Annotated in this window: 12 protein-coding genes; 6 read left to right on the top strand and 6 right to left on the bottom strand. The window is 63.4% G+C overall.

Features of this window, described 5'->3' with window-relative positions:
* Nucleotides 1–5: 5 nt before the first annotated feature.
* Both AC07OE_RS16730 and gpmA read right to left on the bottom strand, forming a co-directional pair.
* Nucleotides 6–1,442 (bottom strand): S41 family peptidase, encoded by a 1,437-nt coding sequence (locus AC07OE_RS16730; protein ID WP_495071711.1) that lies wholly within the window; start codon nt 1,440–1,442, stop codon nt 6–8.
* A 99-nt stretch (nt 1,443–1,541) separates the two neighbouring features.
* A complete protein-coding gene (gene gpmA, locus AC07OE_RS16725) occupies nt 1,542–2,285 on the bottom strand; it encodes a 2,3-diphosphoglycerate-dependent phosphoglycerate mutase (RefSeq protein ID WP_495071710.1) in 744 nt (247 codons plus the stop codon).
* Between the two features lie 117 nt (nt 2,286–2,402).
* Here gpmA and AC07OE_RS16720 point away from each other — a divergent pair, with 117 nt between their 5' ends.
* The 4 genes from AC07OE_RS16720 to AC07OE_RS16705 all read left to right on the top strand — a co-directional run bounded on the left by AC07OE_RS16720 (nt 2,403) and on the right by AC07OE_RS16705 (nt 4,720).
* Nucleotides 2,403–2,810: a rhodanese-like domain-containing protein gene (locus tag AC07OE_RS16720; RefSeq protein WP_495071709.1), complete on the top strand. Its 408-nt coding sequence runs from the start codon at nt 2,403–2,405 to the stop codon at nt 2,808–2,810.
* 29 nt (nt 2,811–2,839) lie between these two features.
* Entirely contained in the window at nt 2,840–3,103 is a 264-nt protein-coding gene (grxC, locus tag AC07OE_RS16715; RefSeq protein WP_495071708.1) for a glutaredoxin 3, read from the top strand.
* 87 nt (nt 3,104–3,190) lie between these two features.
* Complete coding sequence (gene secB, locus AC07OE_RS16710) at nt 3,191–3,646, top strand: protein-export chaperone SecB (RefSeq protein ID WP_495071707.1); 456 nt, start codon at nt 3,191–3,193, stop codon at nt 3,644–3,646.
* A gap of 57 nt (nt 3,647–3,703) precedes the next feature.
* Nucleotides 3,704–4,720, top strand: a complete 1,017-nt coding sequence (locus AC07OE_RS16705; protein ID WP_495071706.1) for an NAD(P)H-dependent glycerol-3-phosphate dehydrogenase — start codon at nt 3,704–3,706, stop codon at nt 4,718–4,720.
* A gap of 14 nt (nt 4,721–4,734) precedes the next feature.
* On the opposite strand, the gene cphA is transcribed toward AC07OE_RS16705, so the two are convergent.
* Together cphA and AC07OE_RS16695 are read right to left on the bottom strand one after the other, a co-directional pair.
* Nucleotides 4,735–7,311 carry a cyanophycin synthetase gene (gene cphA, locus AC07OE_RS16700; protein WP_495071705.1) on the bottom strand — a complete coding sequence of 859 codons (2,577 nt, stop codon included), beginning with the start codon at nt 7,309–7,311 and terminating at the stop codon, nt 4,735–4,737.
* Nucleotides 7,312–7,319: 8 nt separating this feature from the next.
* Nucleotides 7,320–9,494 (bottom strand): cyanophycin synthetase, encoded by a 2,175-nt coding sequence (locus AC07OE_RS16695; protein ID WP_495071704.1) that lies wholly within the window; start codon nt 9,492–9,494, stop codon nt 7,320–7,322.
* Between the two features lie 183 nt (nt 9,495–9,677).
* On the opposite strand from AC07OE_RS16695, the gene AC07OE_RS16690 reads away from it, so the two are divergent.
* Together AC07OE_RS16690 and AC07OE_RS16685 are read left to right on the top strand one after the other, a co-directional pair.
* Nucleotides 9,678–11,939 carry a cyanophycin metabolism-associated ABC transporter gene (locus AC07OE_RS16690; protein WP_495071703.1) on the top strand — a complete coding sequence of 754 codons (2,262 nt, stop codon included), beginning with the start codon at nt 9,678–9,680 and terminating at the stop codon, nt 11,937–11,939.
* Nucleotides 11,936–12,427: a cyanophycin metabolism-associated DUF1854 family protein gene (locus AC07OE_RS16685; protein ID WP_495071702.1), complete on the top strand. Its 492-nt coding sequence runs from the start codon at nt 11,936–11,938 to the stop codon at nt 12,425–12,427. The genes AC07OE_RS16690 and AC07OE_RS16685 overlap by 4 nt, the downstream gene beginning before the upstream one ends.
* Before the next feature lie 13 nt (nt 12,428–12,440).
* Here AC07OE_RS16685 and panC read toward each other — a convergent pair whose 3' ends face one another.
* Both panC and panB read right to left on the bottom strand, forming a co-directional pair.
* A complete protein-coding gene (gene panC / locus AC07OE_RS16680) occupies nt 12,441–13,265 on the bottom strand; it encodes a pantoate--beta-alanine ligase (protein ID WP_495071701.1) in 825 nt (274 codons plus the stop codon).
* Between the two features lie 19 nt (nt 13,266–13,284).
* Nucleotides 13,285–14,187, bottom strand: a complete 903-nt coding sequence (gene panB, locus AC07OE_RS16675) for a 3-methyl-2-oxobutanoate hydroxymethyltransferase (protein WP_495071700.1) — start codon at nt 14,185–14,187, stop codon at nt 13,285–13,287.
* Between the last annotated feature and the right edge of the window lie 85 nt (nt 14,188–14,272).

Genomic DNA, 14,272 nt, shown 5'->3' with positions numbered 1-14,272 from the left:
TGGGTTCAGTTGTCCTTGGGCTCTTCCTTGCGTTCCACAAGGGTTTTGCTGACCATCACGGGCTTGCCCTTGAACTGGTTGATGGCTTGCATCAACTGGAAGTCCTTGTCGGAGCCAAACTCGGGTGGACGGCGCTCGGCCACTGGCTTGCGGGATTCTTCTTCCAGGCGCTTGATGGCGTCCTCGCGGGCTTTTTCGCGGGCAGGGTCTTTCTTTTCCTCGCCCTGGCCACTGGTCAGGTGCTTCTCCAGATCGGCTTCGCGCATGCGCAGGGCGGCGTAGGGGCTGCCTTCTTCGGTGTCATCCACCATCACATCGGGCACGATACCCTTGGCCTGGATCGAGCGGCCGCTGGGCGTGTAGTAGCGCGATGTGGTGATTTTCAGGCCCGTGTCAGGGCCCAGGGGGCGAAAGGTTTGCACCGAGCCCTTGCCAAAGGTCTGGCTGCCCATGATGGTGGCACGCTTGTGGTCTTGCAGGGCGCCGGCCACGATCTCGCTGGCCGAGGCCGAGCCTTCGTTGACCAGCACAATCAGCGGCACTTTTTTCAAGGCAGCGGGCAGTGTCTTCAGGGCTTCCGAGCCTGCCAAACCGCGGATGTCGCTGGCGTTGGCACGCAGGGTCTGCTTGCTGTCCGGGGTTTGGCCGTTGGTGGAGACCACGGTCACGTTCTCAGGCAAGAATACCGCCGACAGTGCCACGGCAGACGAGAGCAGGCCGCCGGGGTCATTGCGCAGGTCCAGCACCAGCCCCTTGATCTTGGGGTCCTGCTTGTAGATCTCGTCCACTTTCTTGGCGAAATCTTCAAAGCTGCGTTCCTGGAACTGGCTCACGCGAATCCAGGCGTAGCCTGGCTCGATGACTTTGCCGCGCACCGACTGCTGCTTGATTTCTTCGCGCGTGATGGTCACCGGGAAGGTGCGATTCTCGTCCTTGCGGTAAATGGTCAGTAGCACCTTGGTGTTGGGCTCGCCACGCATGCGCTTGACGGCATCGTTCAGCGACAGGCCCTTGACCACGGTGTCGTCGATCTTGGTGATCAGGTCGTTGGTCTTGAGGCCGGCGCGAAAAGCCGGAGAGCCTTCGATAGGCGAGACCACCTTGACCAGCCCGTCTTCCTGGGTAATTTCAATGCCCACGCCGACGAATTTGCCGGACGTGCCTTCGCGGAATTCCTTGAACGATTTCTTGTCGAAATACTGGGAATGCGGGTCCAGACTGGACACCATGCCAGCGATGGCGTCGGTGATCAGCTTTTTCTCGTCCACTGGCTCGACATAGTCACTCTTGACCATGCCAAAGACCGCGGCCAGCTGTTGCAGCTCTTCCAGTGGCAACGGGGCCAGCGTGTTGCGCGCAACGGTTTGCAGTGACACGGTGGTCAGTGCTCCGGCCAGTGCGCCCAAGGCAATCCAGCCCGTAATTTTCAGTTTGTGACCCATATGTATTCCTGTGCCGCACCAATATACACCTTGGAGGTCACTCTTTCGATCCAGTTCCCCGGGCAGCCCCACTAATTTCAGTGGGGCTGGTTTTCAGACTCAGGCCTTGCCTTGGGAGGCCACGGCTGCCGCAGCCTTGGCGGCGGCTTCAGCGTCGCCCAGGTAGTAGTGGCGGATCGGTTTCAGGTCGGCGTCCAGCTCGTACACCAGCGGGATGCCATTGGGGATGTTCACGCCCACGATGTCGTCATCGGAAATGTTGTCCAGGTACTTGATCAGCGCCCGGATGGAATTGCCGTGGGCCGCCACCACAATGCGTTTGCCGGCCTTGATGGCAGGCGCCATGGATTCGTTCCAGAACGGCAGCACACGGGCCACGGTGTCTTTCAGGCACTCGGTCAACGGCACCTGGTCAGGCTGCAGTTTGGCGTAGCGCAGGTCGGAGCGCTCGCTGCGGGCATCGGTGGCTTCCAGTGCGGGCGGGGGGGTGTCGTAGCTGCGGCGCCATACCAGCACCTGGTCATCGCCATATTGCTTGGCCGTTTCAGCCTTGTTCAGACCCTGCAGGGCACCGTAGTGGCGTTCGTTCAGACGCCAGCTGTGCACCACGGGCAGCCAGGTGCGGTCCATCTCGTCCAGGCAGTGCCAGAGGGTGCGAGTCGCGCGCTTTAGCACGCTGGTGTAGGCCACGTCAAATTCGTAACCCTCGGCGCGCAGCAACTTGCCGGCGTTTTTGGCCTGTTCCACACCCAGGGGTGTCAGGTCCACATCGGTCCAGCCGGTGAAGCGGTTTTCAAGATTCCAGGTGGATTCGCCGTGGCGTACGAGAACAAGTTTGTACATGGTGGTGATGGAAAAGCAGTGGAGGGGCCGGAGGGTGGTTTTGGCACTGGCGCCGGCGGCGTACAGCTTGCCATTCTAAAATGGCGGGTTAGTGTCGCGTAACCAACAAGGAACAAAGTGAAATTTATTATCGACAACTGGATGCTGATTTCAATTGCCGTGGCCTCCGGCGGCCTGCTGCTGTGGCCCGTACTGCAAGGCGCCACGCTGGCGGGCATTGCCCCTACCACGGCCATTCAGTTGATCAACCGCGAGAAGGCGGTGGTGGTCGATGTGTCTGACGCGCCTGAGTTTGCGCAAGGCCACATCGTGGGCTCCAAGAATATCCCCCTGGGCGAGCTGGAGACCAAGCTGGCCGCGGCCGTGAAGAACAAGGCGCTGCCGCTGGTGCTGGTGTGCCAGACCGGTGCGCGTTCGGGCCGTGCCGTGGCGGTGGCCAAGAAACTGGGTTACGAGCAGGCCCAATCGTTGGCTGGCGGACTGAAAGCCTGGAAAGCCGCTAACCTTCCCGTTGAAAAGGCCTGATCAGGGCCCGCAACCAAGGCAAGGAAACCATGCAAGCCGTCAAGATGTACACCACCGCCGTCTGCCCCTACTGCGTGCAGGCCAAGCGCATTCTCAAATCCAGAGGGGTCGAGACCATCGAGGAAATTCGGGTGGATGCCCATCCCGAGGAACGCATGAAAATGATGGAGGTGACCGGGCGCCGCACCGTACCGCAGATTTTCATTGGCCAAACCCATGTGGGTGGTTGTGACGATCTGATGGCGCTGGATGGCCGCGGTGAGCTGCTGCCTTTGCTGGCCGCCGCAGCCTGACATAATTCCCCCCGTTGCGAATTTGCTTCGTAAGCCCGTTTGGCACTCTGCCAGCGGGCTTTGTGTTTATCTAGAGAGACTATTGCCATGGCAGACCAAGATCCCGTTTTCCAAATCCAGCGCGTGTACCTCAAGGAGGCTTCGCTGGAGCAGCCCAATTCCCCCGGCATCCTGCTGGAGCAGGAGCAGCCCGCTGTGGACATTCAGCTTGGGGTGGAAGCCGCGCCCGTGGCTGAAGGCGTTTACGAAGTGTGCGTGACTGCCACCGTGCAGACCAAGATCAAGGACAAGACGGTGTTCCTGGTCGAGGCCAAGCAAGCCGGCATTTTTGAAATCCGCAACCTGGCTCCCGAGCAGCTCAGCCAGATCATGGGCATCGCCTGCCCGCAGATCGTCTACCCCTACCTGCGTGGCAACGTGGCCGACCTGATCCAGCGCGGCGGCTTTCCGCCCGTGCACCTGTCGGAAATCAACTTCCAGGCCATGTACGAGCAGCAGCAAATGGAAGCTGCTGGCGCCCCCGCCGGCAGCCTGCCCCAGTAACGCCAGGGTTTGAGGCCGTTTAGGCCTCTAGCCCCCGTCGATATTGCGCGAGCAGCTATGAAAATCATAGTACTTGGAGCCGGTGCCTGGGGTACTGCGCTGGCCGTTAGCGCCGCCGCCAATCCGCAGGCCGGCCACGCCGTGACCTTGTGGGCGCGCGACGCAGCGCTCGTACTGGGCATGGCCCAGGCGCGGGTCAACCAGCGCTACCTGCCCGGCCACCCTCTGCCAGCCAGCTTGTCCCTCAGCAGTCAGCCACTTTCCTCGGTGGTGGAGGGTTTGTCTGCCTTTGACATGGTGGTGGTCGCTACGCCCATGGCGGGTCTGCGTGACATGTTGACCCAGTTGGCTAACGCGACCGTGCCGGTGGCATGGCTGTGCAAGGGGTTTGAAGCCTCGGTTCAGGGCCAGTTTGGTCTGCTCGGCCATGAAGTGCAGGCCCAGGTGGCACCCCACGTGCGGGCGGGCGTACTCAGTGGTCCCAGCTTTGCGCAGGAGGTGGCGTCTGGCCATCCGACTGCCCTGGTAGCTGCCAGCGTGCATGCTGAGGTGCGTGACTCCCTGGTCGCGGCTTTTCACAGCCCCTGCCTGCGTGTGTATGCCAATGACGACGTGGTGGGCGTGGAGGTGGGTGGCGCCGTGAAAAACGTGCTGGCGATTGCCACGGGCCTGTGCGACGGCCTGCAACTCGGTCTGAATGCCCGTGCTGCGCTCATCACGCGCGGACTGGCCGAAATTTCCCGTCTGGGCCTGGCGCTGGGTGCCAAGGCCGATACCTTTATGGGCCTGAGCGGTTTGGGGGACCTTGTGCTGACCGCGACCGGTGACCTTTCACGCAACCGCAAGGTGGGGCTGGCATTGGCCCAAGGCCAGAGCCTGTCCGACGCCGTGAATGAATTGGGCCATGTGGCCGAGGGTGTCTACAGCGCCCGCACCGTGCTGCAGCGGGCCCAGCACCTGGGGGTGCCCATGCCCATCACCCACAGCGTGGTGGACTTGCTGGATGGCAAGCTCCAACCCGCCCAGGCCGTCGCGGCCCTGATGGGGCGCGGGCCGGCGACCGAAGGCGCCTAGCCCGCAGTGATGGTTCAGGCCTGACTGGCCTGCACTTTGGCCGCAATATGGGCCATGGCTTCTTCCACCTGGTCCACCAGCACGAGGCACAGTTCTCCGGCCTTGAGCTGGTCCATGGCGGTGTCGATCGCCAGAAACTCCCCAAACACCTCGGAGCGCTTGACGGTGCGCTTGGCATTGGCCAGGCCCTCGCGCAGCAGGGCGATCACTTCGCCATCCTTGCGGCCACGCTGGCACTGGTCCTCGAACATCACCACCTCGTCAAAGGCGTCGCCCAGGATTTCGGTCTGCTGGCGGATGTCTTGGTCACGCCGGTCACCGGCGCCGCTGATGACCACGGCACGGCGTGTGGCCGGCATGGCTTGCACGGCCTGCACCAGCGCCAGCATGGCGTCGGGGTTGTGGCCGTAGTCGGCAATCACGGTGGCCCCGCGGTAGTTGAACAGGTTGAAGCGGCCGGCCGCGTTGTGGCTGTCGTTGGAGAAATTGGCCAGGCCCTGGCGGATGGTGGCCCAGTCCTGCCCCAAAGCCCAAGCCGCGGCCACGCTGGCCATCACGTTGTCCACCTGAAAGCCGATGGCACCGCCCAGAGTGATAGGCACGTCGGCCAGCGGAATGGACTGCAGCAAGTCGCCCTTGGCGGCGATCACATGGCCACCTTCCACAAACACCACCGCATGGCCCTGGGCGCGGTGCGTGGCCATGATGGGGTGGTTTTTGTCTGCTGCAAAGAACGTCACTGAGCCCTTGCACTTGGCCGCCATGGCCGCAACGATGGGGTCGGCCGCGTTGAGCACGGCTGTGCCTGTGGGCGCCACGTTCTGCACGATGACGCGCTTGAGCACAGCCAGCTCATTCACCGTGGTGATGTAGTTCAGGCCCAGGTGGTCGCCGCTGCCCACGTTGGTGACCACGGCCACATCGCAGCGGTCAAAGGCCAGTCCTTCGCGTAGCACACCGCCGCGTGCAGTTTCCAGCACGGCGGCATCCACATCGGGGTGCAGCAACACGCTGCGGGCGCTCTTGGGGCCACTGCAGTCGCCGGTGTCAATGGTGTCGCCGTTGACGTAGACGCCGTCCGTGTTGGTCATGCCCACGCGCAGCCCGCTTTGTGTCAGCAGGTGGGAGATCAGCCGCACCGTGGTGGTCTTGCCGTTGGTGCCGGTCACCGCCACGATGGGAATGCGGCCGTCCTGGCCCTTTTTGAACATGTTGGAGATGATGGCCTCGCCCACGGCGCGGCCCTTGCCAAACGAGGGCGAGAGGTGCATGCGCAGGCCGGGGGCTGCGTTCACTTCCACAATGCCACCGCCCTGGTCTTCCAGCGGTTGCAGGATGCTGTCGCTCACCACGTCCACACCGCAAATGTCCAGACCCACCATATGTGCCGCGGCAATGGCGCGCGCAGCCACTTCGGGGTGCACATCGTCCGTCACGTCGGTGGCGGAGCCGCCAGTGGACAAGTTGGCGTTGTTGCGCAGGTTCACGCGCTGCCCTTTGGCAGGCACCGAATCAGCGGTCAGGCCTTGCGTGGCCAGGCAGGCATGGGCAATCTCGTCGAAGCGGATCTTGGTGAGCGAGGTGGCGTGGCCGGAGCCGCGCTTGGGGTCCAGATTCACCTGCTCGACGAGCTGGGCAATGGTGTGTACGCCGTCACCCAACACCTTGGGCGGGTCGCGGCGGGCGGCGGCCACCAGCTTGTCGCCCACCACCAGCAGGCGGAAGTCGTTGCCGGGCATGAAGCGCTCGACCAGAATGTCGTCGCGGAACTCGCGCGCGGTGGCGTAGGCTTTGCGCAACTGCGCCTCGTTGGTGATGTTCACCGTCACGCCCTTGCCCTGGTTGCCGTCATTGGGCTTCACGACCACGGGCAGGCCAATCTCTTGCGCGGCTTTCCAGGCGTCATCGGCATCGGTGACCGCACGGCCACCAGGCACGGGCACGCCGGCTGCGGCCAGCAGCTTTTTGGTCAGTTCCTTGTCTTGCGCAATGGCTTCGGCGATGGCGCTGGTGGCGTCCATTTCCGCGGCCTGGATGCGGCGCTGCTTGCTGCCCCATCCCAGGCGCACCATGCTGCCCTCCGTCATGCGGCTGTAGGGAATCCCGCGTGCCACCGCGGCATCCACGATGGAGCCGGTGCTGGGTCCCAAGCGCACGTCTTCGTCCAACTCGCGCAGCTGGTCCAGCGCGGCGCGCAGGTCAAAGGGCTTGTCTTCCAGCGCGGCCTGGCACAGCTGCTGTGCCAATTCCATGGCCAGCTTGCCAACCTCTTCTTCGCTGTACTCCACCACCACCTGGTAAATGCGTGCTTCCAGCGTGGGCGTGGTGCAGCTGAAGGTGACCGGGCAGCCGGCCTGGGCCTGCAGACCCAGGGCCGCCAGCTCCAGCACACGGGCCATGGGGATGTGGTCGTCATGGCCGGTGGACTGGAAGGGGCTGATTTCGGGGAAGCGCGCGCGCAGGCGGACTTCAAACCCGGGCAGGTCGCCAATCGAGCATTCCTCGGGGCGGCACTCCACCACCGACTGGATGGCCGTGTGGTGGCTCCACAGATTGGGGCCGCGCAGCGCGCGGATGCGTGTTACTTCCATGGGTTCACTCAGTAGGGGGTTTTCTTGGGGCTGGAGTCGAAGGTACGCAAACCTGCGCCAATCAATTCCACGGGGATGTTCAGCGCCCAGGCGGCGGCGGTTGCGGCCATCACCATCTCGGGTTGGGCCGCCTTGGCGGGTTTGAGCGAGGACAAGGGCAACAGGGCGATTTCCTCAGAGCCCTGGGCCAGCACGATCTCGCCATTGCGCAGGAAGACCACGCGTTCGCCGGCTGCCTGGTGGGCTGCCAGGGCCGGTTGTGTGGCTTCGAGGGCGTAAAAAATGACCTTGCCATCGCAGAGCTCGGCCATCTCCACCACCTGTGGGTCGCTGGCGTTGAGTACGGCGGTGCCACTGGGCAGGACCACGTCCACCTGGGTGCGCACCACCTTGAAGGCCTGCTCTGCGTCCAGAATGTCAAAGTCTTTAAGCGCAGGCGTCCACTTGGCGTCGGTCACTACGCCCACGGCGCATTTGTCGTAGGCCAGGCCTTCGCCCAGGATCATCTGGCTGCTGTTTTCAAACACGGCTGCCTGCACCGAACGGTTGATGAGCAGTCGCTGGCTGGGTTCCCAGTGCGCACAGTCGGTGGCCAGCACCTGGCGGCCATCAAGGTACAGACCCTCGCTGCAGGCCAGGCCCACATGCTTGCCACTGATGTGCACCAGCCAGGCCACCAGGCGAGCCAGGCGGCCCGTGTTTTGTGTGCCGGTGATACCGATGACTGGGATGCGGCCATCGGCTTCGGGGGCAAACAGGTGCGCCACGATGGCTTTGCCCACCGGGCGGCTATGGCCTTGTGCGGGCTTGATGTGGGCCAAGAGGCCGGGGCTGGCGTTGACTTCGATTACCGCGCCTTGCTGGCTCCGCATGGGCTTGGAAATATCTTCCATCACCATGTCGATACCGGCGATATCCAGGCCCACCACCCGGGCTGCCAGGGCGGCGGTGGCCGCAACGCTGGGGTGCATCTGGTCCGTCACGTCGCAGGCCACGTTGCCGTTGCGCTGGATCAGCACACGGCGGTCTTTGGCAGGGATGGATTGGGCAGTGAGGCCCACGCGCTCCAATTCCAGCGTCACTTCGGGGTTGTCGCTCAGGTCAATCAGGTTCAGGGGCGCGTCTTCGCCCGTGCCGCGGCGTGGGTCAGTGTTGAGTTGCTGGTCGATAAGCGTGGCCACGCTGGACACACCGTCACCGACAACCCAAGCCGATTCTCCACGGGCGGCGGCCACCACCTGTTTGCCCACCACGAGCAAGCGGTGTTCATTGCCGGGAATGAATTTTTCGACAATGACGCTGCCGCCGCTTTGCTGCTTGGCCACGTGAAAGGCGGCCACCACGCTGGCTTCGTCCATCAGCTCCAGGGAGACACCGCGGCCATGGTTGCCATCGTAGGGTTTGATGGCCACGGGCACGCCGATGTCCTGCGCGGCTTCCCAGGCGGCTTCCGGTGAATTGACCAGAGCGCCTTCGGGCACCGGCACGCCACAGGACTTGAGCAGGCTTTTGGTCAGGTCCTTGTCGCTGGCGATTTCTTCAGCAATGGCACTGGTCTGGTCGGTTTCGGCGGTCCAGATGCGGCGCTGCGCGATGCCATACCCCAATTGCACCAAGTTGCCCTCGGTCAGGCGGATCGAGGGAATACGCCGGTCGGTGGCGGCATCCACGATGTTGGAGGTGCTGGGCCCCAGGCACAAGGAGTCCACCTGGTCCCGCAGAATGGAGAGTTGGGCGGCCAAATCGTAGGCGGTGTCGTTGATGGTCGCCATGACCAGGTCACGGGCCACTACCAGCGCCTGGCGGCCGACTTGTTCCTGGCGCGTGCGGAACGCCACCTTGTAAATACCGCGTTGCGAAGTTTGGCGCGCCTTGCCAAAGCCGGTTTGCATGCCAGCCAGGTTTTGGATTTCCAGGGAGACGTGTTCCAGAATGTGGGCTGCCCAGGTGCCCTCACGCAGCCGCTCCAGAAAGCCCCCGCGCACGCCGGGGCTGCAGTGGTGTTCAATCAGGCCCGGCAGCCAGGCGGTGATGCGCTCGTAGAAGCCGGGCAGGGTGTTGGAGGGGAAATCCTCCAGTTCACCAATGTCGACCCAGGCCTCGATGACGGGCCGGTAGGTCCAGATATTGGGACCGCGCAGGTAGGTCACCCGGAGAATTTCAATGTTTTTCTTGGCTGTCATGGCTTGCTGTGGAGGGGGCGGTCCACCATTGTTACGCTGTGTGCGTTGTGTATTCTCGCTCACCCGGCGTTGGCGGGGTGGGCACACTGGTGGCAGGGCGTAATATCGTCAGGCTGACGTCGGGCGGGCCTTCTGGCCTGAAATTCCCCGCATATTTGAATAAAAACCTATCCGTTGTTGTTAATGACCACTGAAGCACTGGCTGCTCCCCTGCCGTTTGGCGAGATTTCCCCGCTGTGGCGCGACGAGGTGCAACTGCAGCTCCGATCCCAAGAGAACGTGTTGGCCTCGCTGGAGGTTGACCTCGACCAGCAACTGCGCTTTGTCAAGGGCCTGGTGGTGGTCACCAGCCAGCGCTTGTTAAGCCGCACCGGCCCCCACGGTGCCTGGCAGGCTTGGGATCTGCTGCCCGGCCAAAGCCTGCACCACCACGACCATGCGGGTGTGGGTCACCTGGACCTGCTGAACGCCGAGGGTCTGTTGGGCACCTGGCGCTTTACGCTGGGCCAGAACCTGCAGGCCATCCGCCTGGTGGACCAATTCCAGGCGCAACTGGAAAGTACCGTGTCGGGCCGCCCCTTGGCCCAGGCGTTGACGCAGGTGTGCCCCAGCTGCAAGGCGCCGCTGGACCCGGACCAGGAGGAGTGCCCGGTGTGTACCAAGGTGGTTCACACCCCGCCCAGCACCTGGACGCTGTTTCGCCTGTGGCGCTTTGCCAAGCCCTACCGCGGGCAATTGCTGTTGGGTTTTGTGTTGACCCTGTTGGGAACCGCGGCCAACCTGGTGCCGCCTTACCTGACCATGCCGCTCATGGACAACGTGTTGATCCCGTTCCAGAACGGGCAGACCATTGATCCCATGCTGGTCACCACCTACATGGCCGGGCTGCTGGGCTCCGCGCTGGCTGCCTGGGTGTTGAGCTGGGCCAAGACCTACATCCTGGCACTGGTGTCCGAGCGCATTGGCGCCGACCTGCGCACCACCACCTATGAGCACCTGTTGCGCCTGTCGCTGGAGTACTTTGGCGGCAAGCGCACGGGGGACTTGATGTCGCGCATCGGCAGCGAGAGCGACCGCATCTGCGTATTCCTGTCGTTGCACCTGCTGGACTTTGCGACCGACGTGATCATGCTGACGATGACAGCCGTGATCCTGTTTTCCATCAACCCCTGGTTGGCCCTGGTCACTCTGGTGCCTCTGCCCTTTATCGCCTGGATGATCCACTTTGTGCGCGACCGCCTGCGCACCGGCTTCGAGAAGATCGACCGCGTCTGGGGTGAGGTGACCAATGTGCTGGCCGACACCATTCCCGGCATCCGCGTGGTCAAGGCCTTCGCGCAGGAGCGGCGCGAGGCCAACCGCTTCCGCGAGGCCAACAAGCACAACCTGGCGGTGAACGACCGCATCAACAAGATTTGGTCGCTGTTCTCCCCCAGCGTGTCGTTCCTGACTGAGCTGGGTCTGCTGGTCGTCTGGGCCTTTGGCATTTGGCAGGTGTCCAAAGGGCAGATCACCGTAGGGGTGCTCACCGCCTTCATCGCCTATATCAGCCGCTTCTACGGCCGGCTGGATTCGATGAGCCGGATTGTCTCGGTCACGCAAAAGTCGGCCTCTGCCGCCAAGCGCATCTTTGACATCCTGGACCACGTCTCCAGCGTGCCCGAACCGGTGAACCCTGTACCCATGGGCAAGGTGCAGGGCAGCATCGACGTGCGCGATGTGGGCTTCCGCTACGGCAACCGCGAGGTGAACCGTGGCATCAGCCTGAAGATTGCACCCGGCGAGATGGTGGGGCTGGTGGGCCACAGCGGTTCGGGCAAGAGCACGCTGGTGAATTTGATTTGCCGCTTCTACGATGTGTCCGAGGGCGCGATTCTGGTGGATGGTGTGGACATTCGCTCCTACGCCATCTCCGACTATCGCCAGAACATAGGCTTGGTGCTGCAGGAGCCTTTCCTCTTCTTCGGCACCATTGCCGACAACATCGCTTACGGCAAGCCCGATGCCACACGGGCACAAATCATTGCCGCTGCGCGTGCAGCCCACGCGCACGAATTCATCCTGCGCCTGCCGCAGGGCTACGACTCCATGGTGGGTGAGCGTGGCCAGGGCCTCTCGGGCGGGGAGCGCCAGCGTATCTCGATCGCGCGCGCGCTGCTGATTGACCCGCGCATCCTGATCCTGGACGAAGCCACCTCGTCGGTGGATTCCGAGACCGAGAAAGAGATCCAGAAAGCGCTGGAAAACCTGGTGCAAGGTCGCACGACTATTGCCATCGCGCACCGCCTGTCCACGCTGCACCGGGCCGACCGCCTGGTGGTGCTGGACCGTGGCAAGGTGGTGGAGGAGGGCACGCACGACGCGCTGATGGCCGCCGAAGGGGCATATTTCAACCTCTACCAGGCGCAAGCCCGCAACAACAATCTGCTGGAGGAGTCCGCATGAGCGCCCTGCAAACCGTGACAGCCAGCCGCTTTACGCTGGAGCGCACGTCTTTTGGCAAGCTGGTGCTGTCCAATGAAGCCGGTGAGCGCTTTGAAGGCGTGGTGCCCGTGCGCGCCTTCCCCATCCAGTCGCCGGACGATGGCATTTCGCTGGTGAATACCGATGGAAAAGAAGTGGCCTGGGTGGATCAGTTGGCCGATGTGCCAGAGCCCGCCCAGGGCCTGATCCGTGCCGAGCTGACCACGCGGGAGTTCATGCCTGTGATCGAGCGCATTGTTTCGGTCACCAGCTATTCCACTCCCTGTACCTGGGCTGTGAAAACGGACCGCGGTGATACCGAGTTTGTGCTGCGCGGCGACGAAGACATCCGCCGCATTGGCAAGGAACACGCGCTGCTGATTGCCGATGCGCATGGCATCCAGTACCTGGTGCGCGACCAGTTTGCGCTGGATGCGCATAGCAAGCGGGTACTGGACCGGTTTCTGTAAACCGGCCCTGTCCCTAAACCTCCAGGTTGTCGATGAGCCGCGTGGTGCCCAGCCGGGCGGCAGCCAGCACCACCAGCGCATCTCCGGCTAGCGGCGCTTGCAGGTCGGCCTGGCGGCGCACGGCGACGTAGTCGGGCAACCAGCCTGCGCTGCGCAGGGCGTTCATGCCTTCGGCTTCCAAACGCGCTACATCCTTCTCGCCGGCGCGCAAGGCTGCGACGATCCTTCTCAGTGTGGCAGACAGCAGGAGCGCTTCCTCGCGCTGCGCCGGGGTCAGGTAGCCATTGCGGCTCGACAGGGCCAGGCCCGCCTCGTTGCGCTGGGTTTCTCCGCCGACCACGTCGATGGGCAGTGCAAACTGCTTGACCATGTTGCGGATGACCATGAGCTGCTGGTAATCCTTTTTGCCGAACAATGCCGTGCGTGCCTGCGTGCAGGCCAGCAGCTTCATGACGACCGTGCACACGCCAATGAAGAAACCGGGCCGGAAGTGGCCTTCCAGAATGTCGGCCAGCTCGGTGGGCGGGTGCATTTTGAAGGTCTGCGGCTGGGGGTAGAGCTCGGCCTCTTTGGGGGCGAACACGATGTCGCAGCCCGCGGCCTCCAAGTGGGCACAGTCGGCCTCCAAGGTGCGTGGGTAGGTGTCAAAGTCTTCGTGGGGCGCGAACTGCAGGCGGTTCACAAAGATGGTGCTGACGGTCACGTCACCCAGCGGCTTGGCTTGGCGCACCAGCGCCAGGTGACCCGCATGCAGATTGCCCATGGTGGGCACCACGGCGGGGTGGCGGTACTGGCTCAGGGCCGCGCGCAGGTCGGCAATGGTGTGGATGAGTTGCATAGGCGTTTCGGCGTAAAACTTACCAGGCGTGAAGGGCGTCGTCGGGGAAGCTGCCGTTTTTCACTGCGGCAACGTAGGCTTCCATCGCGCCACGGATGCTGGTGGACTCGGCCATGAAGTTGCGCACGAACTTGGGGTTCTTGCCCAGGTTCACGCCCAGCATGTCGTGCAGCACCAGCACCTGGCCGGCCGTGCCCTTGCCGGCACCAATGCCAATGGTGGCGCAGTGGGGCAATTCTTGGGTGAGTTCTGCCGACAGCGGTGCGGGCACCATCTCCAGCACCACCATGGTGGCGCCAGCGTCCTGCAGCGCCAGGGCATGTTTCTTCATCTGCTCCGAGGCCACATCACCGCGGCCCTGCACGCGGTAGCCGCCCAGGGCATGCACGGTTTGTGGCGTCAGGCCCAGGTGGGCGCAGACGGGAATGCCGCGTTCCACCAGAAAGTGCACGACCTCGGTAGTCCAGCCGCCGCCTTCAAGTTTGACCATGTGGGCACCGGCTTGCATGAGCACGCTGGCGCTGCGGATGGCCTGCTCCTTGGACTCTTGGTAGCTGCCAAACGGCAGGTCGCCGATGAGCCAGGCAGTGCCCTGGGCGCGGCGCAGGCCGCGGGCCACGCTTTCGGTGTGGTAAGCCATGTCTTGCAGGCTCACGCCCACGGTGCTGTGCAAGCCCTGGCAGACCATGCCGAGGGAATCACCGACCAGAATGCATTCCACGCCCGCCGCATCGGCCACAGCCGCAAAGGTGGCGTCGTAAGCGGTGAGCATGGTGATCTTTTCGCCGCGCGTGTGCATCTCCTGAATACGCGGCAGGCTGATGGGCTTGCGGGTAGACGGTGGAGACGCCGGGGGCAACGTACCGTAAGGCGTCGCGTTGGCGGTGCTGGAGGCTTGTTCACCGGTCGGGTTCAGGGCCATGGAGGACTCCAAAAAACGGGATTACCAAGGGTTTGGCGAAAGTGGGGCGAATACTAACCGCAGTTGTGCACCGCGATGGGGAGAG

The sequence above is a fragment of the Rhodoferax sp. GW821-FHT09E07 genome (genome assembly GCF_059416145.1).
Note: the sequence above shows the minus strand (reverse complement) of the source record. Positions and strands in the feature narration are given on the sequence as shown.